The 22,850-nt window shown below is 45.8% G+C and carries 17 protein-coding genes; 8 read left to right on the top strand and 9 right to left on the bottom strand.

Annotation, left to right across the window (positions count from 1 at the left end; genetic code table 11):
• Window positions 1-38: 38 nt before the first annotated feature.
• On the bottom strand, window positions 39-749 hold the full coding sequence (locus ACYVGR_RS12880; RefSeq protein WP_460957168.1) for a hypothetical protein: 711 nt from the start codon (window positions 747-749) through the stop codon (window positions 39-41).
• Between the two features lie 78 nt (window positions 750-827).
• On the bottom strand, window positions 828-2,114 hold the full coding sequence (gene nhaD, locus ACYVGR_RS12875; protein WP_460957166.1) for a sodium:proton antiporter NhaD: 1,287 nt from the start codon (window positions 2,112-2,114) through the stop codon (window positions 828-830).
• Between the two features lie 92 nt (window positions 2,115-2,206).
• Between nhaD and ACYVGR_RS12870 the strand changes: the two genes are divergently transcribed.
• Window positions 2,207-2,539 (top strand): hypothetical protein, encoded by a 333-nt coding sequence (locus ACYVGR_RS12870; RefSeq protein ID WP_460957164.1) that lies wholly within the window; start codon window positions 2,207-2,209, stop codon window positions 2,537-2,539.
• A gap of 122 nt (window positions 2,540-2,661) precedes the next feature.
• Here ACYVGR_RS12870 and ACYVGR_RS12865 read toward each other — a convergent pair whose 3' ends face one another.
• The 3 genes from ACYVGR_RS12865 to ACYVGR_RS12855 all read right to left on the bottom strand — a co-directional run bounded on the left by ACYVGR_RS12865 (window position 2,662) and on the right by ACYVGR_RS12855 (window position 6,409).
• A complete protein-coding gene (locus tag ACYVGR_RS12865) occupies window positions 2,662-3,843 on the bottom strand; it encodes a sodium:proton exchanger (protein WP_460957162.1) in 1,182 nt (393 codons plus the stop codon).
• A gap of 64 nt (window positions 3,844-3,907) precedes the next feature.
• A complete protein-coding gene (locus tag ACYVGR_RS12860) occupies window positions 3,908-4,777 on the bottom strand; it encodes a PE-PGRS family protein (RefSeq protein ID WP_460957160.1) in 870 nt (289 codons plus the stop codon).
• 96 nt (window positions 4,778-4,873) lie between these two features.
• A complete protein-coding gene (locus ACYVGR_RS12855) occupies window positions 4,874-6,409 on the bottom strand; it encodes a sensor histidine kinase (RefSeq protein ID WP_460957158.1) in 1,536 nt (511 codons plus the stop codon).
• 272 nt (window positions 6,410-6,681) lie between these two features.
• Between ACYVGR_RS12855 and ACYVGR_RS12850 the strand changes: the two genes are divergently transcribed.
• From ACYVGR_RS12850 to meaB, 5 genes are all read left to right on the top strand, one after another.
• Entirely contained in the window at window positions 6,682-7,323 is a 642-nt protein-coding gene (locus tag ACYVGR_RS12850) for a 3-keto-disaccharide hydrolase (protein ID WP_460957156.1), read from the top strand.
• A 158-nt stretch (window positions 7,324-7,481) separates the two neighbouring features.
• Complete coding sequence (locus ACYVGR_RS12845) at window positions 7,482-7,844, top strand: hypothetical protein (protein WP_182457184.1); 363 nt, start codon at window positions 7,482-7,484, stop codon at window positions 7,842-7,844.
• A 115-nt stretch (window positions 7,845-7,959) separates the two neighbouring features.
• Window positions 7,960-9,003: a tRNA preQ1(34) S-adenosylmethionine ribosyltransferase-isomerase QueA gene (gene queA / locus ACYVGR_RS12840; RefSeq protein ID WP_460957154.1), complete on the top strand. Its 1,044-nt coding sequence runs from the start codon at window positions 7,960-7,962 to the stop codon at window positions 9,001-9,003.
• 111 nt (window positions 9,004-9,114) lie between these two features.
• Window positions 9,115-9,783 carry a 2-C-methyl-D-erythritol 4-phosphate cytidylyltransferase gene (locus ACYVGR_RS12835; RefSeq protein WP_460957152.1) on the top strand — a complete coding sequence of 223 codons (669 nt, stop codon included), beginning with the start codon at window positions 9,115-9,117 and terminating at the stop codon, window positions 9,781-9,783.
• A 143-nt stretch (window positions 9,784-9,926) separates the two neighbouring features.
• Window positions 9,927-10,931, top strand: a complete 1,005-nt coding sequence (gene meaB, locus ACYVGR_RS12830; RefSeq protein WP_460957150.1) for a methylmalonyl Co-A mutase-associated GTPase MeaB — start codon at window positions 9,927-9,929, stop codon at window positions 10,929-10,931.
• Window positions 10,932-11,138: 207 nt separating this feature from the next.
• Here the strand turns inward: meaB and ACYVGR_RS12825 are convergent, their stop codons facing one another.
• From ACYVGR_RS12825 to ACYVGR_RS12810, 4 genes are all read right to left on the bottom strand, one after another.
• On the bottom strand, window positions 11,139-11,516 hold the full coding sequence (locus ACYVGR_RS12825) for a hypothetical protein (protein ID WP_460957148.1): 378 nt from the start codon (window positions 11,514-11,516) through the stop codon (window positions 11,139-11,141).
• 33 nt (window positions 11,517-11,549) lie between these two features.
• A complete protein-coding gene (locus ACYVGR_RS12820) occupies window positions 11,550-12,062 on the bottom strand; it encodes a hypothetical protein (protein WP_460957146.1) in 513 nt (170 codons plus the stop codon).
• Between the two features lie 485 nt (window positions 12,063-12,547).
• On the bottom strand, window positions 12,548-14,104 hold the full coding sequence (locus ACYVGR_RS12815) for a SusD/RagB family nutrient-binding outer membrane lipoprotein (protein WP_460957144.1): 1,557 nt from the start codon (window positions 14,102-14,104) through the stop codon (window positions 12,548-12,550).
• Between the two features lie 23 nt (window positions 14,105-14,127).
• Complete coding sequence (locus tag ACYVGR_RS12810; protein WP_460957142.1) at window positions 14,128-17,358, bottom strand: SusC/RagA family TonB-linked outer membrane protein; 3,231 nt, start codon at window positions 17,356-17,358, stop codon at window positions 14,128-14,130.
• Between the two features lie 658 nt (window positions 17,359-18,016).
• Here ACYVGR_RS12810 and ACYVGR_RS12805 point away from each other — a divergent pair.
• Complete coding sequence (locus ACYVGR_RS12805; protein WP_460957140.1) at window positions 18,017-21,310, top strand: SusC/RagA family TonB-linked outer membrane protein; 3,294 nt, start codon at window positions 18,017-18,019, stop codon at window positions 21,308-21,310.
• 18 nt (window positions 21,311-21,328) lie between these two features.
• Window positions 21,329-22,837: a SusD/RagB family nutrient-binding outer membrane lipoprotein gene (locus ACYVGR_RS12800; RefSeq protein ID WP_460957138.1), complete on the top strand. Its 1,509-nt coding sequence runs from the start codon at window positions 21,329-21,331 to the stop codon at window positions 22,835-22,837.
• The last annotated feature ends 13 nt before the right edge of the window (window positions 22,838-22,850 follow it).

Here is a 22,850-nt window from a genome sequence, read left to right as displayed (position 1 = left end):
GTTTATAAACCTGACAACACGCATATCTCTTTCTTAAACTACTTCGTAGAAAATTCTGAGTCTTTTATTCCTTTGTTAATCTTCACATTATCGACCGACATGGTCATGGGGCCACGTGGTGATGTCTGCGTAATGCTCATTGGAAACTTAATGCCGTTGGTATCCTTATAATCGGAGTAGACACTGGTGGTGGTCATTTCGCCCCTCGGCGATTTGTTTGTGGCAATCGACTGTACCTTCAGGCCCGTTGCTACATCAAAATTATCCGTCCAGGTACCTCTCCCATCGGCCAATGCATGGCTCAGTTTATAGGTATCCTTGCCATCTATTTTTTCGGTACCAACGAGCGTGCTGGTTACGCCATTTTCGGCATAATGTAATTCTGGAAAAAGAGTGTTTATCGCCGTCATCTGTTTCGCTTCTGTTCCCTCTATCGTATTGGTGCCCTGCATACCCCCTCGTAAAACCTTCTCACCATCGCCAACTTGGCGCATTATTTCCATTCCGTTGGCATTGATTACCATCGAAAATTTATTGGGCAATTTCTGTTTTCGGGTGATGATGATGGAGTTGCCATTCATATCCGACGACATATTGGTCGTCATGTCTGTCACCTTCATCAAGGTCTCTTTCCCTCCAATAGCCTCAATGTATTTGTTGATCACGTCATCAGCCGTTGGTGCCGTCTGGGCTATGGCTAGTTGCCCCAAAACAAGCAGTATGCCGGTCAGTATTTTTATCTTTTTCATGATGTTTAGGTTATGTCTTTTTCAAAGGTAAAGCATCGTCTAGTAAACGACAATACCCTCACGCAGACGATTTTCGGATTAATTTATCAGTGCAAATTCGATTAGATAGACCAGCGCGCCAGCCACATAACCCACCAACGCAAGCCCGCTAATTTTTCGCAAATACCACCCGAAAGTCAGTTTCTCCATACCCATAATGGCTACTCCTGCTGCCGACCCTATGATCAGTAAACTACCGCCCGTACCCGCACAATAGGCCAGAAATGCCCAAAGTTTGTCATCGACCGGATAAGTTTGCAAGTCGTACATTCTCATAGTGGCAGCCACAATAGGAACATTATCGACTATGGCGGAGACAATACCAATCAGGAATACAATCGCGTCCAGATTACCGATTGCCAGGTTTAACGATCCAGCCAGATTATGTAAAATGCCCGTTGCCTCCAGCACGCCAACGGCCAAAAGAATTCCCAGGAAAAATAGGATACTGGGCGCATCAATTCGACTGAGGGCATAGGCCGCCGTAAATTTTTGTCGCTCGGCTTCATCTTTATCGCTGTGGATCAATTCAGAGACTACCCAAATCATGCCTAGCACCAACATCATACCCATGTAGGGAGGCAAGTGGGTAACTGTCTTGAAAATTGGTACGAAAAGCATGCCCCCTAATCCGGTAGCCAACATCGTCCGACGGTCACGTCGTACCGCTGGGGTCACATAAGGTCGGCTAACCCCCTGTGAGGCTATTTTGACCTGAACGTTCGGTTGCGAACGGCTAAGGATAATTAGTGGCAGCAGCATCGATACCAGGCTGGGCAAAAGCAGCGATTGCATGATGTGAAGCGTAGTGATTTGTCCACCAATCCACAACATTGTTGTAGTCACATCGCCAATTGGCGACCAGGCTCCTCCTGCATTAGCCGCAATAATGATCATACCGGCCATAATATGCCGCTGGTCGGTATCTCGCACCAACTTTCGGGTAACCGCTACCATCACAATCGCCGTAGTTAGGTTATCCAGTAAGGCGGATAAAAAAAATGTGAGTAAGCTAATGATCCAGAGCAGGGTTCGGATATTACGACTGGCAATCCGATCCGTAATTAGCGTAAATCCGTCATGAACATCAATTAACTCCACCACTGTCATAGCTCCTAGCAGAAAAAACAGTATCTCGGCCGTGTTGGTCAAGCTTTCGGCTAAGTGATGTCCAACCGTTTCGGGCTGGGTAGCCATTAAAGCATAGATAGCCCAGCAAACGACGCCCGTAATGAGTGCCGTTGCCGTTTTGTTAATGTTGATTGAGTGTTCGAGTGTAATGAGGATATAGCCAATAACAAAGGCCGTAATCAATAATAAAATCATAGACGCAAGCTAACAACTTAGCACCTTTGTGAAGGTCTACTCAGGGAATATTTTTGTGCTGATCGTTGTTGGTTGCTTATACGCGTATATCTATGTTTGTTGTTCATCTGCCTTCGTTGGGTCCAGACGGGATGGCCTTATTTCCGTTCATTTTAGTAAAACGGCCAAATCCCGGCCCTACTCTACTGAATCACGAACGAATTCATCTGCGACAACAGGCAGAACTAGGGATTCTCCCCTTTTATATTTGGTATGGGCTGGAGTATCTTATCCGGCGACTCCACTACCACGATCATTATAGTGCTTATCGAAATATTAGCTTCGAGCGCGAAGCTTTTTCCAACGATCAGGATCTGGGCTACCTTAAAACCCGGTCGTTCTGGGGCTTTTGGCGCTATATCGCGAATAGTAATGGGGAGTATTGAGCTAATTTAGATTCTATGGTTTCTATAGATTCTTTGGACTTTACGGATTCTATTGATTCTATTTTATGGATAACCAGCAATAATAGAATCCACAAAATCCAGAGAATCTACTAATAACTCTATCACTCTACATTTCTTACTGATTGATTTCTGAGCAGCCCTACCATCGTAGCTACCGAGGATAGTACCACAACCAGTGTGGGAATGCCTTCGCGAAAGCCTACTAACCGTAAGTCTTCCGGGATATTCAGGTAAAGCAAAATAGTGATGAGACCACGAGGTGCAATCCAGAGTAGTGGAATTAGCGGCCCCGAATAGGTCAGCCGGAGTGTTACCCAGCGCCAGAAAAAAATCACGACAACAAATAATACACTAACAATCAGAGCATCTATTTCTACCAGATCGTGCGGAACAGCGGCATATCCCAGAATTAAGTAGAAAAAGGTTCGAACAACGAAAGCTCCTTCGGCTGTCAGGTTTTTGAGTTGATCCAACTCTTTTTCAAACAAATCGTTTTTCAGAATCTGACTCAATCGACCGCGAATAAACAGGTCTGTGTTGTTCAAAAACAGGCCGAAAATCAAAATCAACAGCAGCGACGACATGTGATTTATTTCGGCCAGCGCGTACACCAGAAACAATACCGAAATAATGGGTAGAAATTTGATCCGGTGATTGATCCGTCCAATTAGATAGAGCAGCAAAAAGCAGCAGCCTAAGGATATAATGGCCATTGCGAGCGTATCGCGCGTGAACGACCAGATGGCTCCTAGCACCGATCCTCGGCTTAATAGTAGGAAATTATACGCCATAATGCCCAATATACTGGCATACGCAGACTCATATACGGCGAATTCGCGCTGTCCGCTTGTCAGGTTCGTTACGGACTGAACGGTAACCGAACTACTAACAATGGAGAAGGGCAGGGCGGCAATCAGACAATGGTAAAATGAATCGTTCAGGAGCAGGTAAAGCATACCGGCCATAATGAGCGTTCCGCCAATAATAGCCATTAATGAAGACAACAGTGTTCGCCGGATGCTACTTAAACGATCCGTATGGAGTTCCAGATCGAGCCCACCTTCCAGCACAATCAGAATCAGACCCAACGTACCCAGTGTAGGCAAAATCGTATTGACATAAGGCACCTGAACCTTGAAATACTCGGTTGCCTGCCTTGTGAGCATACCTAACAACAACAGCAGCAAAACGGACGGTGTTTTAAACCGACTGCTGAACAAATCAAAAGCGTACGAAATCAATACCGATAAACTCAGAACTATAATCAGTATAGATGAATCCATAGGTCACAATAGAGTCGAAAGTCGCTAGTCAGGCGTCATTAGGCTAATGACACCTGACTAGCGACTATTTCCGGGCGTAGTAATATAGGTTTATGGATGACGCATTGGCGCGTTCACTGATGGTAAAGAACCCTTTATTGTCTTTATCAAAACAAACCGCTTCACCCTGCGGCTCTGCCCGTACCACTAATTGGCGGCTGTTTCCATACTGTAATGCATCGGCAATGGATTGTCCAGAGTCGCGCTTCCAATAGTAAAGCTGGGTGTAGGTCCGTACCAGGATTTCGGAGCCATCGGGCGAGATCGACGCACCCGTAACAAAGGTCATGGGCAGTTCGCCATAGGCTTTGGCTACGGTTACCTCGTTGATATTTTGTGGATAAGGCAAACTGTATAAATGGACTTTTTCTTCTCGTTTCGAGATAATGTAAATGTCTTTCGTAGCCGGATCGACAAACATAGCCTCAGCATCTCGGGGGCCATCGGGATAGCGGAAATTAACTCGTTCGACCTTCCCAATAGTTGCCTGCAAGGAAGTAGGCTCCGGTAATCGATAGATTTGGCAAGTCGAATATTGGGCATTGTTATCGCCAATATCGCCAATGTAAAGGTAATTGGTACCATCTGTTGGTCCTGGCCCAATCGTCATCTCTTCCCAATCACGATTCGTGCTATTCGGAATATTGATTTTGCCTTTTACTTTCCCGTCGTATCCTAACAGAGCAAGCTCGGCCGGGCTCCCGCTGTCCTGCTCAATCCAAAGGTTACCCGGTTGGCTCCGACTGTCGGCCATACCCGATGCTTCATCTATCTGACCAGCCGTTACGGGTGTAACTGTTGGCTCTGAAGAAAATTGAGCTTCGTACACGCTAGGTATAGCAAGCTTGCAGGAGGCTAGCGCCAACCAAAAAACCAACAAAATGAAATAACGCATGAAAATTCCGGTTGATTCAACTGCCAAAGTAACGAACAGATAGGCAAAAGTGATAAACATGGCTTAATAAAGCTATTTAAGCGCTCGTTTCGGGAATTAGGCTGGCAATAGTATTTTGAAAGTGGCCCCCTGGTTCAGTACTGAATCGGCACGAATATAGCCCTGGTGATTATCAACCACTTTGCGAACAATGGCCAATCCTATGCCCGTCCCCTGGTAGTCAGTCCGATTGTGTAGTCGCTGGAATACCTGAAATATTCGATCGGCCTGGTGCGGTTCGAAACCAATCCCATTATCGGCTACGGTAATCAGATGAAACAAGCGATCAGTATCACTGGCCGAAATATTCATTTCGCTCATTTCTCGTCCGTACAGGCTTCGGGTCGTAATCGCAATAGTGGGTGCAGGAGACGTTGGGTCTGATTTCGAAAACTTTAGTGCATTACTAAGCAGATTTTGAAAAAGTTGACGCAATTGGGCAGAATCGCCCTGTACAATTGGTAAAGGCTCAACCGTTATGTGTGCACGTTTCTCCGTAATGATCGTTTCAAGATCGGCCAACACATCGTTGACGAGTTGATCCAGTTGTACGGCACTCAATGTTTCGCGTATTGTAGTAACCCGAGAATAAGCCAGTACATCTTTTATTAAGACCTGCATACGTGCCGCTGCCGACTGCATCCGCCGAATCATGTCAGCCCCTCCATCGTCGATAACCGACTCATACTGCGATTGAATAATATCGCCAAAGGCCTGAATTTTCCGCAAGGGCTCCTGCAAATCGTGACTGGCGACGTAGGCAAACTGCTCCAGGTTTTTGTTGGATCGTTGCAGATCCACAACCGAGTTTTCTAATTGTTGATGTAGTTGCTTTTGAACCGATATGTCGGTGAAGGTAATAACCAGCCCATCACCAAGTTTATTCGTCGATACATCAACCCAGAAGTTCAGCCCGTCGTAGTTATAGTGCATTTCGATACGAACCGACTCCCCGGTTTCAACCGTATGCGCACAATGAGCGAACAAGCCTGATTTGACATTTTCGGGAAAAACCGCCAAAAGACGTTGCCCAACCAGGTTATTAACTGGTTTAGCGATCATTCGGCAGGATGCCTCGTTGGCCGACAAGAAGGTAAAGTCAATTAGTTTCCCGGCTTCGTCCCGAACCGACGCCAACGACATAATACCATTCGGCGAGCTATCCAGCACACTATTCAGCAAATTCGTTTGCTGCCGATTGGCTTGCTCGGCCCGTTTGAGGGAAGAAATATCGCGCGTAACACAGAGGATTCCGTCGCCCAATTTAGAACGACTCATCAGAAACCAGGCATTCAGGTGCGAATTAAAGAAATCATATTCGTGTGGCTGATTGGTTTTCATAACACCACACATTACCTGAAAGCTTTTCTCGGTGGATCGCCGGAGTTGCTCATTATCACCTAACAACAGAGTTCCGACTGACGCCTTATAAATACCCTCCACCATTTCCTGCGACTTCTTATTGGCGTAGTCTATCCTGAAGTTCAAAATCTCCTTAGCCTCATTACGCATAGCCCGCATCCAGACAACGGCATCCGGCAACGCATCCAGAAGCTGGGCAAATTCGACATCGGTGGGCTGTTCGAGTAACATTGATCGGTACAGGTTGGGGGCGATACTGGAAGCAAGTTACAATAATCTCACTGTTTTATGTAGCTAAAAATAAGTCATTTGAATCCAAATTTTCCCGACGCTACTCTGCCTGGATCAACCCATAACTGAAGTCATTTTTCTAGAGTAAATACCGCCTGCCTACGGCCCAAATACTTAAATCCAAGACAATCCCCCGTATACATAGATTAGTTTCTAAGGCACTTTTGCTTTTAGTAATGGGCACCTCCAAAACCATAACTTGCCCTATTCGTATGAAAAATTGGCTGACTTTTTTTGCGGCTATGCTGCTACTGGGCTTTTGCTTCAGTTTTACCTTACGCCCATCTGCCGATGGTTGGGTTAGTATCTTCGATGGCAAAACGTTTAACGGCTGGAAAGTTACGGAAGATAGCCCATCAACGTTTACTATTCAGGACGGAGCTATTGTTGTAAATGGACCGCGTGCTCACTTGTTTTATGAAGGCCCCGTAAACAACCACAACTTCAAGAATTTTGAGTGGAAAGCTCAGGTCAAAACCATGCCTGGCTCTAACTCAGGTATGTTTATTCACACGGCCTACCAACCAACAGGCTGGCCATCCAAAGGTTACGAAATCCAGGTCAACCAAACCCACACCGACTGGCGGAAAACGGGCAGCGTTTATGGCATTCAGGATGTAAAAGAAACCTTTGTGAAAGACGACGAGTGGTACACTGAACACATCATCGTGCAGGGTAAAAAAGTGATGATCAAAATCAATGACAAACTCATTAACGATTATACTGAGCCAGACAGCATTAGCACGGGAAAATCCTCTAAAAAGCTAAGTATGGGTACAGTGGCTCTACAGGGACACGACCCAAAAAGTAAGGTGTACTATAAAGATATCATGATTAAAGTATTGCCCGACTAATCATTTATAAGACAAGAAGTAACGTGCTCGGAACAGGATTTAATTGATTCTGCTCCGAGCACGTTGTTTTTTCATCCCTGCTTCACGCTCCGTATCCCAGGTGGTTTAAACTATCCGATCTCTTTTGAGTTCTACTACCACACTAAATCGTTACCGTTATGAGCCATATGACCACCCTGACCGAAGTAATGGAAGAGCTCCGGACAAAAGGCTATACACATGAATTCGGTCCCAAAAAGGACTACCTGGAAGAAAAAAGCACTGAAACGAAATTAAAGAGTGAAGACTTCAATGTCGATAAATTTTATCGGTTTGAGGGTACCTCAGATCCTGGCGATGAAATGACCTTGTATGCTATTACAGCATCTAATGGCATGAAAGGGGTTTTTGTGTCGGCCCAGGGTACGTACTCGAATGAAGTATCGCCCGAGCTAATGGCTAAATTTAACACGACAGACCGCGCCCACATCAATACTGAGGGTTCCGTTCAGCCAATTGGGCATGAGGGAACTAACTCCTAGTCATTTCTTCGATATTTGCAAGAAAACTTCCCGAAAAATTTGACTTTTTTCGGGTTTTTTACTATATTTGCGGCCTTTACAAAAAATGCACCGTTCATTTTCGTGCTGATATCCTATGAAGTTATCCGAATTTAAATTCGATTTACCCGAAAGTCTTATTGCCAAATACCCAGTTGAGCGGGGTGAATCTCGGCTTATGGTTGTAGACCGAAAAGCCAAAACGATCGAACACAAGCAATTTTCGGATATGCTGAGTTACTTCGGAGATGGTGATGTAATGGTGATCAATAACACTAAAGTTTTTCCAGCGCGGCTGTATGGCAACAAGGAAAAAACGGGTGCTAAAATCGAAGTATTTCTTCTGCGCGAGCTAAACCGTGAAATGAAACTCTGGGACGTATTAGTTGACCCAGCCCGTAAAATTCGCGTTGGCAACAAACTATATTTCGGAGACAGTGATCTGGTTGCGGAGGTAATTGATAATACAACATCAAGAGGGCGTACAATCCGGTTCTTGTTCGATGGCAATCATGAGGAATTCATGAAAGCGGTTGACGAACTGGGCGAAACACCAATTCCTCGGGCCATGAACCGGGAAGCCGAAGATGCTGACCGTGAAGATTATCAAACCGTTTTCGCCCAACATGTGGGTGCCGTAGCAGCGCCTACCGCTGGGTTGCACTTTACTAAGGCCATGATGAAGCGAATGGAAATCAAAGGCATTAACTTTGCGCCAATCACCCTTCATGTTGGCTTAGGCACTTTCCGCCAGGTAGATGTTGAAGATCTGACCAAGCACAAAACGGATTCCGAAAACTATAAGATTTCTGAAGAATCGGCCAAGATTGTCAATACGGCGCTTGATGCTGGTAAGCGGGTGTGCGCTATTGGTACTACTTCGCTCAAAGCAATTGAATCATCGGTATCGGCAAATAGCCGTCTGAAGCCCGTTGAAGGCTGGACAGATCGGTTCATTTTCCCGCCGTACGACTTTAAAATTGCTAACTCGCTGTTAACGAGCCTGCACTTGCCCGAGTCAATCCTGATCATGATGACTAGCGCCTTCGGTGGTCACGAACTCATCAAGGAAGCTTATCAGGCGGCCATTAAAGAAAAATATCGCTTCTTCAGCTATGGCGACGCGATGTTGATCATCTAACTCGATCGATAGTTGTCAATCGGTAGTGGTAAGTACTTTGTGATTACTATTTTTGGGGGCCAGTAGGCCCCCTTTTTTATGCGTATTGGCTATTCTGACAGCCCACGACGAATGATTGATAACGCCCAACTTACAACCTATTTTGCCATCATTGTGGCTGGCGGCAGTGGCAGCCGAATGAAATCTGACGTGCCTAAACAATTTTTGCTACTGAAAGGAAAACCCATCCTTCAGCACACCATTGAACGTTTTCTGGAGGTGCTTCCAGCATCACAATTAATTCTGGTCTTGCCAGCCAAAGAACAGACTATTTGGGAGACCCTCTGTCAAGAGCATAATTTCCACCCACCCATTCAAACGGCTAATGGGGGAGCCACTCGTTTCCAGTCGGTTCGTAATGGCTTAAATACCATCGGTGCAAGCGAGGGATTAGTGGCTGTTCATGATGGTGTTCGTCCTTTTGTTTCGCCAGCCATTATTCAGGACAGCTTCGAGACGGCAGCACGAACAGGGTCGGCAGTAACCTGCGTACCGGTTAAAGATTCGGTGCGGGTCGTTGGAGTTAATGGCGTTAGTCAGGCTGTTGATCGGAGTCAATATCGCCTGGTTCAAACCCCGCAAACGTTTCGACTAACTTCGTTCCGCCAGGCGTTTCAGGTTGAGGAACAATCGTTTTTTACCGACTGTGCCAGTGTGATGGAATACGCTGGCTTCCCGATTACGCTTATCGAAGGGTCGTACGAAAATATTAAGATTACAACGCCGGAGGACCTCACCTAAACTATTTTCTGAACCGGGATTTTTATGATTTTATTGATTTACAGGATTTTGTAAACCATATACAATTAACTTTTATTATTAGCCTCTAAACTATAAGGTTTTTATATAGTCAGTAAACGAAATCATAAAAATCCCGGTTCAGAATGCGCCAACGACTCCCTGCTCAACACTACATCGACGGCATCCTAGCCGGAGACCGACTAGTGCTCAGTCAGGCCATTACGCTCGTTGAGAGTCGTCGAATTGATGATCAGGGTATAGCCCAACAGGTGCTGGAGGCTGTTCTTCCCCAAACAGGTAATTCCATTCGGATAGGTATTACGGGCGTGCCAGGTGTGGGGAAAAGCACATTTATCGAGGCTTTTGGTACGTATCTAACCCAACAGGCACATCGGTTAGCGGTGCTTACGGTAGATCCAACCAGCCAGCGTACGGGCGGTAGTTTGCTTGGCGACAAAACCCGAATGGAGATGCTCTCGATGAACCCCAACGCCTACATACGCCCTTCGCCAGCGGGCGATTCGCTAGGTGGGGTAGCGCACCGCACTCGGGAGACAATTCTTCTATGCGAAGCTGCCGGATTCGATACTATTTTGGTGGAGACCGTCGGCGTAGGCCAATCCGAAACTGTCGTACACGGTATGGTGGATTTCTTCCTACTGTTGATGTTGGCAGGGGCTGGCGATGAATTGCAGGGAATGAAACGGGGCATTATGGAGTTAGCTGATGCTTTGGTAATTACGAAAGCTGATGGCGAAAATCGAGCGGCAGCCAGCCGCGCTCGTATTGAGTACCAAAATGCTTTGCATTTGTTTCCTCCCACCGGAACAGGTTGGTTTCCACCTGTACTAATCTGTTCGGCCCTACCAACTCAAAGCACCACCCCAGTTGGCATAACCGACGTTTGGAAAATGATTGAAGAACACCAGCAACTTACGACTCACAACGGAGCGCACATTCGTCGACGGCAGGAACAACAGCTGACCTGGTTCCGATCGATTTTGCGGCAACGGCTCGAAGGTCGATTTTATGACCAGCCGGGTATTCATGAACAGCTTCTATTGCTTGAGAATCAGGTATTATCGGGAACGCTCCTTCCCTTACCTGCGGTAAATCTATTGCTAAGTCAATCTCGTGATAGCATATAACGTATGACCCCTTCAGGGTCACATGTTTATATAGAATCTTGCTATAAACATGTGACCCTGAAGGGGTCATACACTGACTATCTATTAAGTGGATGGGTAATGAATCATTGATAATGAAAAATGGTAAATTATTGATTTTTAGCATACAACCATTGTCCATTATTCATTTTGCATTGTCCATTTACTTAACAATAGGACATTCGCAAACTAGGCATTACCCAATGTCCGTTCGGGCTCGTTTGCACGGGTAGCCGGTACGGTATCATCGGTTGTGCTGGTTGTCCAGTCGGGGTTACTTTCTTCGCTGTTTACGGGTGGTTGTCCCCACGAAGCTCGCTTCGACTCTTCGATATCAGCATTGGTAATGCCTTTCTCCTGATCAGCTTCTGCGGCAATGGCATCTGCCTCTGTCACATCGCCCGGCACATCCGTATCGTTACTAGACGCTACGCGGGAAGGAAGGTCATTATCCAGATTTTTATCATTCAACTGTGCCAACGCAGGGGGAATACCCATTGTGTTGTGCATGGCCTGAGCGGCAAACGACTCAGTGCTTTCTTTGCGGGATTTGCTACTTACGCTCATAACGTTTTTTTGTTAAGTGTTGAGAAAGAAAAGTTAATATGCAGGCTTATTGTTCAGGTCGGTCCCGGTTTCTGCAACGTCGGCTTCACGCTCTTTTTGGGTCTCCTCTTCTGACGTTTTCTTATCGCTATTCTGCTCTTTGGCAGCCCGCTCCGCTTTCGGAACAGGAACCTCATTGGCAGAGGCATAATCGTCGGGACCATGTGTCGTGACATCTACCATCGCGGTATTTGTCTTTGCCTCATCGGCAACAGCGCTATTCAGCCCTTCTTCTGTCAATTCAAGGGTGCTGTTAGCATTATCGCCCATCCGCAATACACCATTTTTACTATCCATGTCAGTACTGGCAATAGCCCGATCATTGCGTCCATCCTGACCACCTCTTACTTGTTTACTATCAAGTCCATTCGCTGAATTTTCCTGATCGTATCGGTTTCGATTATCTTCATGAGCCCTGTCGACATCCGTATCGTCAGAACCAAACGGCCCTTCTGTCCGGCCCGTTAGTTGGGCGTTATCACGATCTATATCTTTTTCGTCTTTCATGTCGTTGAGTCGGCTTATTTTATAGAATAACCTCGTTTCAGCCAAAAAGTTTGTACCTGTGTTAGCCAATTATTTTCTATAACGAATCGAATCAAACAGGTCGAAGGAATACTTTCTGAAATTATGGTCGCAACACCCAACCTACCGGAAAATTAATATACCTACCGAAAAATATACATTAGGCTAGGCCTGCTATGATTTTAATAAGAATAGCGTTTAATTTCTAATAGAATCTGGCACATAAGCCGATTCAATCATTTTATAGCAAGCGCCTTACAGTCGATCAATCCTTGCTGAGCCTGAGTGTTGTTAGCCGGTTGATCGTATCTATAGACAGTAAATTTAATAGTTGGATAAAGCGTAATGCAGAAAGCGGCCCGATCATATCGGCCCGCTTTTTTTATACGGGTATCCAGTCCACAAATCACAAAAAAAGAGGCCATCAACATGATGGCCTCTTTCCGTCACTAATCTCCGCTGACTAACTAGTCAACATCCCAGAAGATCTTGGTTGCAAACACATCGATCGTTCCTTGTGCCGTTACGTTAGCCACGTTCGAGCCACCTTCTGTATTCGGATAGAAGAGACGCGTAGGCCGTTTGTTGTCAGGCACCTGAATACTTTGTGGCGTAACTGGCAAGTTTGTCCGACGATATTCAGCCCAGGCTTCCAGACCATTGAAGTTGGTCAGGGCAATCCATTTCTGGATGGCAATAGCGGCCAGTTTATCCGACGACGAATCGAAGTCATAGTTTTCAATTTTGCTACCTTTAAACGCAGCAGCACCAGCTGTATTGGCACCCAATACGCGGAATGACTGAACAATACCTTCTTCGAAATAAGCCTTAGCCGTATTTGGCAGGGTTACATCCGAATAGCGTTGTTTCGCTTCAGCCAACAGGAATTGGACTTCTGATGCGGTCATGAGGATATATGGCCGGTTGTAGTCGCCTTTTACCAGCAAGCTTGGCCCTACAGATGAGGTATTAGCTGGCAGATAACCCGAGCTAGCCCCAAAAGGTGTACCCGCATAGTTTGCTGCAATTTCAGCTTTCGTACTAACACCTGGCGTACCGGTGCTTTCACCACCAGTAGCATAGGCAATCCGCTTCAGCCGCAGGGTATCACCAGCGGCTTTAAGACCGTCGATCAGGAACTTCGTTGGACGAGGGTAGTTATTCAACGCCCGTTTAGCGCCCGTCGCGTCATAACCCCAACGGTCATAAACTGGGTTCAACTGACCTGCTGCTGGCTGGAAGAACGATGGCCCCCCGATGCTGGCTTCGTAGCCAGTGAGGAAACCTGATCCTTCGGTCACAATCTTGTTGATCTCGGTTTTGATATATGAATCGCGACCCGACACTTTAGATTGACGAATAAGGATTCTCATCTTTAATGAGTTCGCAAACTGAATCCACTTTGTAGTATTACCATTGAAGGCAATGTCCGACGTTGTAAAAGCACTTGTGAATGCATTCGCTTTTAAATCAACGATAGCTTCGTCCAGAGCTGTAATTAACGATTCATAAATCGCTTTCTGATCATCAAACTTGGGCGCTAGCACAGCAGCACCCTTTAGCGCATCCGTATAAGGTATATTACCATACATATCAACAAGTTGCTGATATAGCATGGCCTTCATAACCTTGGATGGCCCCTTCAGGAATTTCTGATTATTAGCATCAGCATTGTTGATTACATACTGATAATCTTCCAGGTTATCATAGTAGGTATCCCAGTAATTAAAATCACCATTGGTGAATTGATAGGCAAACTGGGCAGTATTAATAATATATCCATTCCCTTGTGTCCACTGGCCTGCCCAATAAAATCCTAGTTCATTTGAATTTTGACCAGCATTACCCACTGAATTCCCAGCTATGTTTGTCGCTGTAATATTCAGTGCATTAGTAAACACATAGCTGGGAAGTGTACTAGCCGCCTGGTTTGGGTTCGTATTAATATCCAGAAATGACTTGGTATTGCAACTACTACCACCCAATGCTACTAAAGCAGCGATTATAAGTGTTTTGAATTTCATAGTAAGATCTGTATTGCTTTTTGCTAGAATGTCAGGTTGATGTTTACACCGTATTGGCGAACGGGCGGTGTTTGACCAGTTGTATTGATACCAATACCAACGGAGGTGTTCGTAGTAGGCACCGATGTAGCCTGGCTACCTGGCGTTGGGTTACCCTGATAGCTAAATTCAGGGTCAGTGTAGTAGTTCAACTTATCAACGATAGTCAGCAGGTTCCGCCCGTAAATTGCAATGCTGGCACCTGAGAAAATTTTCGTTTTCGTCATCAGGCTCTGTGGCAACCGGTACGACAGGTTAATATCACGGAGTTTGATAAACCAGGCTGGTGTAACGAAGTTCTCCGAAATCAACCGGTAGTTATCTACCCACAATGAGTATTCAGCCTCACGAACGTTTGTCGTGTTCGCCGACACAGTACCATCAGCGTTCAAGATAGCCGAGTTCGGGAATACGTGTGGAGCACGATCTTCGGTCCATTTACCTGTTCCGGTGAAGGTCATCTGACGGCCCAGATCACTGAACATTACGTTACCACCCCGGTATTCGAAGTTAAACGTAAAGCCGAAGTTGCCATATTCCATTTTAGAACCTAAACCAGCGATATGACGGGGCAGAACACCACCACGAGGCAATAACGAGGTATTACGTAGGGGGTAACCCGTCGTGGCATTCACCAAAACACGACCTGAGTTATCAGGCGCATATTGGTAACCATCCGTTTTCAGGATTGGGAAACGTGAATCTTTAATTACGTTCGTATTAGCATACGAGAAACCACCAATCTGGAATTCGTTGATACCTGGGTAGAGGTCAACAACTTTGTTGTCGTTGTACGAGTAACGAACGCTGGCATCCCAGGAGAATTTACCACCCCGGGCAATCAAGTACTTCAATTCGGCCTCATAACCCCAGTTTTTGGTTTCACCCACGTTGATCAATAGGTTCTGAAAACCAGTCGAGTTAGGAACACGAACCGTAATTACCTGACCTTTTGATGTTTGCGTATAAGCCGATACATCGATGTTGATGCGGTTATTCAGCAACTGGAATTCAGCACCAATCTCCGAAGAATATACCTGCTCAGGTTTCAGGTTTGGATCAGGCAGAGTGTTACCAACTGTTTGACCAACTGTGTTACCGTATGGGAAGCTAGTTCCGTTCGGATAGGTCAGGTCAAGACCATAGAGCGGGATATTATCGTTAGCGTTCTTGTTGTAGTTAGCCCGCAGCTTAAAGTAGTTCAGGAACTCGCTCTTGATCGTTGGGAAAGCGTCGGTAGCAATGAACGAAACGGCTGCACCATAATATGGGTACGACCAGAAGCTAGCATCACGCGTTGGCTTGTAGAACTTAGACGTCTGGTCGAAACGGAACGAACCGTTCAAGATCAGGTAGTTCTTATAGTTCATCGTTAAGTCAGCATAATAGCCTAAACGACGCTCCTGTGTGAGCGTTTGACCACCGGTCAGGATTCCCTGACGGTTTGCTACGTTATATACATCAGGTACAACGATTGAGCTTGATCCCACAGCAATGTTATTGGTGGTACGCTGATACAAGCTGTTACCCAAAATCAATCGGTTCGATAATGGACCGAAATCTTTTGCTAACTGAATCTGGAATTCGTTGTTGATGACATTTTCTGTACCCGAGTAGTCTAACACAGAACCTGGAACGTCGGTAATAGCGCGGTAGATACCCGTACCATCACCATCCCGATAGAATGGAGCCGGGATATACGATTTTGTTTTAGCCCAGTCAGAATAGATGAACTTACCCGTTGTGTTTTTACCTGTCCGTGAGTTATTCATCACACCCACCCGGTTCATCAACGACAACCAGTTGGTCGCTTTGAGCGTCAGGGTCAAGTTACCGTTTAAGTTGGCATCTTTGTAGTTCATCCGGTTATTGTCAGCATTGAAATACGGGTTGTTATAATAGTCATTATAAAAACCGTTCGGGTTCGCCAACGGGTTGTTCCGCCAATCGCGCAGGTCGCTCAGAGGCAAGTTAGCGGGCTGGTTCAGAACATCGTTATAGAAGTCAGATGATGTACGATTGTATACACCCTGCACATAACCGGCGTTGAAGCTAGCGCTTAGTTTGCCATATTCTTTCGAAGCTGAAAGACGAGTACCTGTCCGAATACTTTTGTCATTGGGAACAATACCATTTACCGACTGATTCTCGATCGACATGTAGAACGAGCTGGTTTCGTCGCCCCCTTGGAAGCTAACCTGGTTATTTACCGAAACACCAGTATTAAAGGCTTTCTCACGAGCATTTTTAACCGCAGCGTATGGGATAAGGAGCTGAGCACCGTTTTCAGCAGTCCGTCCCTGAATCCGTATCGATCCATCGAAGGCATCACCATACTGCTGGTTTTCATAGGCACGCCAGTTGTCGGCCATACGAGCCAGGTAATCTGTTTTGTAGCCAGTTGTACCAAAAGCTGTCGCATAGTGCGAACCTGAACCGTACTTATCCTGGATTTTAGGCAGGAAGCTGATTTGCTCGAAGTTGGTACTGTTCGAATAATTTACTTTCAGCTTGCCTTTTGCACCCTTTTTTGTCGTGATGATCAGAGCACCATTGATACCCGACGAACCATACAGCGTAGCTGCCTGACCACCTTTCAGAATCGATACACTCTCAATGTCGTTCGGATTGATCGTCGACAGGATCGTCGAAGTGGTCTGCATACCATCCAATACCACCAGTGCTTCGTTATTACCCGTCAACGAACGGTAACCGCGCAAAACGATTTTCACGGCAGGGTCAACGCTGTTGTTAACGTTGTAAACGGCCAGACCAGTTACTTTACCAGAAAGTGCCTGAGCTAACTGTGGAGACCGACCAACGGTAACATCTTCGGTAGCTACTTTCGAAATAGCGTATCCAATTTCCCGTTGACTTTTGCGGATACCCTGAGCTGTTACTACAATTTCCTGAAGCTGAGATGCATCCGGTTTTAGGGCAAGATTCAGAGAAGTTTGATTCTCAATCTTGACACTTTCTGTAGTGAAACCAATAAAGCTGATCTGTAGTACGGATCCTTTCGACGCATTAATCTGGAAAGTACCGTCTGAGTTGGTCGTGGTTCCCTGGTTCGAGCCTTTAATTAGGATGGAAACACCTGGCAGGGGGGAGCCGTCTTCTGATGAAGTGATCTTTCCAGTGATCGCCCTGTTCTGGGCAAGCAATGGAATAGCGAATAAACACAGTAAGAGCTGTGTTAGTAAAAATTTACGCATAGAACGCTGTTTAAGTTAAGAAGTGATACCTAAGTATAAAAACTAAATCAAATTTATTAAAAAAACATTAATCACAACATTTTTTCGATTACCTAAATCTATCTACAAAAAATTATCTATTAACCCATTATTAGAATATTATTTGGCAGAAATCCTAATTATCGGACTTATATGTTAAAATATACATTAAATTATATTTTATATTTCTTTAATTAAAATTTAATGTAACTATAAAATCAGATTAAAATAATTACACACCACCATTCTTTTCTTTACTTTTTCTTCTCGTAGCTGTTATAACTTTTTAATTACTCATTTTCTGGTGAGTAATCTTTATAAATGAAAAGTCACTCATTAGAATTAAATAGAATAAATTTATAAATACATAATATAAAATTTCGACTACATCAATTCTTTAAAAATTATCTCCTTTTCGTAGTGCATTCTTGATAAATTACCGTAACTCTCACCTAAGTATAATCGCCTAAAAATACAATTCAAATAGCAGGAAATCAGAGCACTAATTCAGTCTGCCTGCTAATTTTTTTTTAATCATAAGAGGCCTATATTACCGGTATATTATAATTTCCTGACACTAAAACAGGATAAATTTTACATTTCTTAACTAATCAATTTCATCGTTTTTCCATCAACATTTATGAGAAAAATTCTAATTGGAAGCTGGTTACTCTCGCTCCTTTTCTGCCTGCCAGTACTGGCACAAGACGCGGCAGTAACAGGTCGTGTGACTTCGTCGGACGACGGATCTGGCCTACCGGGTGTAAGCGTCGTTGTAAAAGGTACCAGTCGAGGAACAACCACCGATGTGAATGGCAATTACCGAATCAATGTTGGGCCCAATACCACCCTGACATTTTCATTCGTTGGGTTCAAATCACAGGATGTTGCAATAGGCAGTCAAAGCACAGTCAATGTCGCACTAGCCCCCGATGCATCGACCCTGAATGAAGTTGTTGTTACCGGATTTGGTATTCAACGCACAGAGCGGGAAATCGGGACATCCATCGCCCGAATTAGCAACGCCCAGATTACGCAGGCCGCGCCTATTAACGTAGCGAATGGCTTAACCGGTAAGGTTTCGGGGCTACAGATCAGCACGACCAACAACGGTGTGGGAGCGGGAGTCAGGCTTACGTTACGAGGCAACCGATCTTTTTTGGGTAATAACCAGGCCTTACTGGTTGTCGACGGTGTTATCTCCGATATCACATTCTTAACTTCAATCAATCCGAATGATATTGAAAACACTACTGTACTAAAAGGACCGAGCGCGGCCGCTCTGTATGGATCTGATGCATCGAACGGTGCGCTTATCATTACCACAAAGCGGGGTGCTCAAAATAACAAACCACAGATTACCTATACCAACAATACGCAGTTCGAAAGCATCTCTTATATGCCTGGCCTGCAAACTCAATTTGGAGCAAACGGTGGCGAAGGCGTCCCTTTTTATGATCGCAACTACGCCCGTACCTATGTACCCTATGAGAATCAGCAGTTTGGTAATGCCTTTGATGGCTCGATTCAACCACTGGGCTATGGCGTTCAGATTCGGGGAACCGATGGAAGTGTTCGGCTCGATACGCTGAAAGTACCTTATTCCGCTCCCTCTAAAGATCCTCGGCGCGCCTTTTTCAACACAGGTGTTACGCAGCAGCACGACATCTCCTACCGCATTGGCGACAATCTAAATTATTTTGGGTTGAGCCTGCAACGGGTAGATCAAAAAGGAGTTGTACCGAATGATAAGTATCAGCGGACGAACATTAGCATGAAGGGTGGGCGATCGGTCGATAAGTTTACGGCCAACGCGGGTGTCCAGTTCTCCTATCAGAATACGAATACAGAAAATGGCGACTTCAACCAGAACCGCCCTGTATACTGGAACGTTCTGAATCAGCAACCTCAGGCTCCACTGAATAGCTATCCGCTCAACGACATCAACTCTCCATACGGCGATGTAAACGGCTACTACAATGCGTATTACCCAAACCCCTACTGGCAAATAACGGGCGACAATTCTCGGAAAATTACGGACCTCTACACCCTGCAGGGGTCAGCCGACATATCGTATAAATTTACCAATTGGCTAAGCGTATTATATCGGGTTGGTGGCCAGGTCTACAACTCTCAACTGAAAGCCCACATTGCCGATGTGACGTTCTCAGATTATGCCACAGGTGATCCCTGGGAAGCGGGTAACATTGCCTCATCGGCGGGTGGCCATACCAACGCCAGTGTGCAGGATGCTACCCAGCTAAAAACTCGCTTCACGGGTGATCTGCTTGTTACCTTAAGCCCCAGCTTCGGAGATTTCACCACCAAATTGGTTCTCGGTCAACAAACCCGGCAAGAATATCTGCGGACGACTTACGATTATGCAGGAGCGCTCGTTGTACCCGGTACGTATAACGTAGCTAACCGACTAGGCAACGCCACTCTGGCCGAGTACAGCAGCCAAAGTCGGTTGCAGGGCTTATTTGGTGATCTTACATTGGGCTACAAAAACGCGTTGTATTTACATGCAACTGGGCGTAATGACTGGACCTCTCTGTTAGCTCCAAGCAATCGGTCGTTCTTTTATCCAAGCGTCGATGCATCGGTTGTGTTAAGCGAGTTAATTCCGGCCCTGAAGAGCACCGCAGCCCTTAGTTATCTTAAAGTACGAGGAGGTTTGTCGAAAGTAGGACAGGTAAACGTGGCTCCGTATCAGTTGCAGAACGTATTCAATCCAGGCACAGGATTTCCCTTTGGGAGCCAGGCTGGTTTTGAACAGAGCAATCAACAAAACGACCCAAACCTGAAACCCGAGTTTACAAACAGCCGGGAAGTGGGCGTGGAGGTAGGTCTGTTTGACCGGTTCAATCTGGAAGCCGTTTACTACAATACCGTTACGACCAATCAGACGGTGCCCATTGGCATATCGCAGGCAACAGGTTATTCTGCCGCCCTTATCAATACGGGTAGTATGCAAAACCGGGGCTTTGAGCTGGACTTGCGGACAATTCGCCCATTAGTCAATGCAGGTGGTTTCACCTGGGATCTTAACGCCAACTTCACGTATCTAGAAAGCAAAGTTACCGATCTGTATCAGGAGCTTAACCGTATCAACATACCTTACGGAACTGACCCTTATCGCCCAACCCTGACTGGTGGAGCCTCGAATGTATTTGCGGCTAAAGGTTATGCGTATCCAGCTTTGTTTGTCAGCGATATTCAGCGGGTACAATCAACCGATCCGAAAGCCCCATATTACGATGCAAGTGGCCAGTATACAGGCCGTCCTGTAGTTGATGCTACGGGCTACCCAATTCTGGACCCAACACTTAAATATATGGGCACAACCCAACCCAAATACCGGTTCGGCCTGACGAATACCTTTAAATTCAAAGGTCTTACGTTATCAGCTGTTGTTGAGTATCGTGGTGGTGCCGTTATCTATAATGCTCTTGGGAACGCCCTCGAATTTACGGGAGCGGGTATCCGATCAACATATGCAGGGCGGCAGAATTTTGTATTCCCCAATTCAGTGCTCGTTACAAACAATGCTGATGGAACAACGGCCAGCATTACACCTAATACAAATGTGACAACCAAAGATGGCAACCTGGTTTTCTGGACCAACTCGGGTTATCATAATGCGGCATCCAGCTATGTAACAAGCGCTGATTTCTGGAAACTTCGGGAGGTTGTGCTGAGCTACAATATTCCGACCCGGATTATCAACTACACCAAGTTTATTAAGTCGCTGAATGTTGCGCTGACAGGGCGGAACCTGATTATGCTACGGCCTAAAACGAACGTGTTCACCGATCCTGAGTTCTCGGGAGGCTCCAATGCCAATGATACCAGCAATGCCGTCGGTACAACAACCGAATACCAGACGCCCCCAACGCGGCTTTATGGATTCCGGCTCAGTTTTGGCTTTTAAACTCAATCAGCAAACAACATGATTCATATAAAACGACTGACAGCCGGTATGCTGGCTGTCCTGCTGGCCGTAGTAGCTGGCTGCAAAAGCGATTACCTCGACGTTAATAACAATCCGAACCAGGTTACGGCTGCTAGTCCTCAGTTAGTACTTCCCGATGCTTTGGCCACAACGGGTTGGTACCTTACAGGCAACGCACCCAGTGGTGCTACGGGTAGTTTCTATTTCCTGAACTTATGGATGGGCTACTGGAACTGGAGCGGCAACTACTCGATTGCGACATCGGATAAAAACTATCAGTTTACGCAGGGCTTCAACAACAGTATTTGGACAAGCGCTTACCTCAACCTGAAAAACTACAATTATGTAGATACGCAGGCAGCTGTGCTCGGCCAACCCCTTCTGCAAGGCATGGCCAAAATCATGAAAGCGCTGCATTTCCATATTCTGGTAGATACGTACGGAAATGTACCTTATACAACTGCCTTACAGGGTACGGCCAACATTCTGCCCAAATATGATAATGCACAGGATATCTACGATGATCTGTTCAAGCAGATTGATGCAGGGATCGCGTTGCTGAATAAAGGCGATGGGACACTCAATCCGGGACCTAACGACATTATGTTTCAGGGCGACATTACGAAGTGGCTTAAATTCGCCAATACTCTGAAACTACGGATGCTCCTTCGTCAATCGGAAAAAACGGATCGGGCTTCGTTTATTCAAACGCAGCTGGCAACGATTAAAGCATCAGGTTCGGGCTTTCTGGGAGCTGGTGAAAACGCCAGCGTAAGCCCCGGCTATACCAACTCGCAAAACATGCAGAATCCATTGTACGGTGCATTTTATGCCATCAATGGCAACCCAACAACGCTGAACAACCAGTATAAGGGGAATCTGTATGGCATTACGTTCTACAAAAACACCAACGACCCACGCCTGGGCGCTTACTACAGACCCGTAGCTGGCACAACAAACACATTTAATGGAACACTTTTCGGTACTATAGATGTGGTAGTAAATAGTCTGGTATCTGATGTTGGGCCAGGTGTTCTGAAAAGTGTTGACCAACGCTCGCCAATCATCCAATCACACGAAAGTCTGTTCATGCAGGCCGAAGCGGCACAACGGGGCTGGATTTCGGGCGACCCGAAAACACTGTATCAGTCGGCCATTACGGAATCATTCATCAATGCAGGCCGGACCGAAGCCGAAGCAACGGCTTATTATTCGCAGGCAGGTATAAATGATGTAAACTGGGATGCCTCGACGAACAAGATTGAAGCGATCATTACACAAAAATGGGCTTCTGAAAATGGTACAGCTCCCTTCGAGGCCTGGTCAGATTATCGCCGTTTGGGTATACCAAGCACTATCCCTATTTCGCAGGACCCAAGTACAACGGTGAAACAAATTCCCGTTAGGTTGCTCTATCCCACTTCGGAATACAGTAACAACGCAGTCAATGTAGGAGCCCAAGGGACTATCAATCAGTTTACGAGCAAAATCTTCTGGGAGAAGTAATGCCTAACCAAAA

This window comes from Spirosoma litoris (assembly GCF_054776755.1).
Note: the sequence above shows the minus strand (reverse complement) of the source record. Positions and strands in the feature narration are given on the sequence as shown.

What these genes read in the sequence shown, in the direction of transcription:
- ACYVGR_RS12880 (WP_460957168.1), bottom strand. Translation starts at nt 749, where the DNA reads ATGAAAAAGATAAAAATACTGACCGGCATACTGCTTGTTTTGGGGCAA.
- nhaD (WP_460957166.1), bottom strand. Translation starts at nt 2,114, where the DNA reads ATGATTTTATTATTGATTACGGCCTTTGTTATTGGCTATATCCTCATT.
- ACYVGR_RS12870 (WP_460957164.1), top strand. Translation starts at nt 2,207, where the DNA reads ATGTTTGTTGTTCATCTGCCTTCGTTGGGTCCAGACGGGATGGCCTTA.
- ACYVGR_RS12865 (WP_460957162.1), bottom strand. Translation starts at nt 3,843, where the DNA reads ATGGATTCATCTATACTGATTATAGTTCTGAGTTTATCGGTATTGATT.
- ACYVGR_RS12860 (WP_460957160.1), bottom strand. Translation starts at nt 4,777, where the DNA reads ATGCGTTATTTCATTTTGTTGGTTTTTTGGTTGGCGCTAGCCTCCTGC.
- ACYVGR_RS12855 (WP_460957158.1), bottom strand. Translation starts at nt 6,409, where the DNA reads ATGTTACTCGAACAGCCCACCGATGTCGAATTTGCCCAGCTTCTGGAT.
- ACYVGR_RS12850 (WP_460957156.1), top strand. Translation starts at nt 6,682, where the DNA reads ATGAAAAATTGGCTGACTTTTTTTGCGGCTATGCTGCTACTGGGCTTT.
- ACYVGR_RS12845 (WP_182457184.1), top strand. Translation starts at nt 7,482, where the DNA reads ATGAGCCATATGACCACCCTGACCGAAGTAATGGAAGAGCTCCGGACA.
- queA (WP_460957154.1), top strand. Translation starts at nt 7,960, where the DNA reads ATGAAGTTATCCGAATTTAAATTCGATTTACCCGAAAGTCTTATTGCC.
- ACYVGR_RS12835 (WP_460957152.1), top strand. Translation starts at nt 9,115, where the DNA reads ATGATTGATAACGCCCAACTTACAACCTATTTTGCCATCATTGTGGCT.
- meaB (WP_460957150.1), top strand. Translation starts at nt 9,927, where the DNA reads ATGCGCCAACGACTCCCTGCTCAACACTACATCGACGGCATCCTAGCC.
- ACYVGR_RS12825 (WP_460957148.1), bottom strand. Translation starts at nt 11,516, where the DNA reads ATGAGCGTAAGTAGCAAATCCCGCAAAGAAAGCACTGAGTCGTTTGCC.
- ACYVGR_RS12820 (WP_460957146.1), bottom strand. Translation starts at nt 12,062, where the DNA reads ATGAAAGACGAAAAAGATATAGATCGTGATAACGCCCAACTAACGGGC.
- ACYVGR_RS12815 (WP_460957144.1), bottom strand. Translation starts at nt 14,104, where the DNA reads ATGAAATTCAAAACACTTATAATCGCTGCTTTAGTAGCATTGGGTGGT.
- ACYVGR_RS12810 (WP_460957142.1), bottom strand. Translation starts at nt 17,358, where the DNA reads ATGCGTAAATTTTTACTAACACAGCTCTTACTGTGTTTATTCGCTATT.
- ACYVGR_RS12805 (WP_460957140.1), top strand. Translation starts at nt 18,017, where the DNA reads ATGAGAAAAATTCTAATTGGAAGCTGGTTACTCTCGCTCCTTTTCTGC.
- ACYVGR_RS12800 (WP_460957138.1), top strand. Translation starts at nt 21,329, where the DNA reads ATGATTCATATAAAACGACTGACAGCCGGTATGCTGGCTGTCCTGCTG.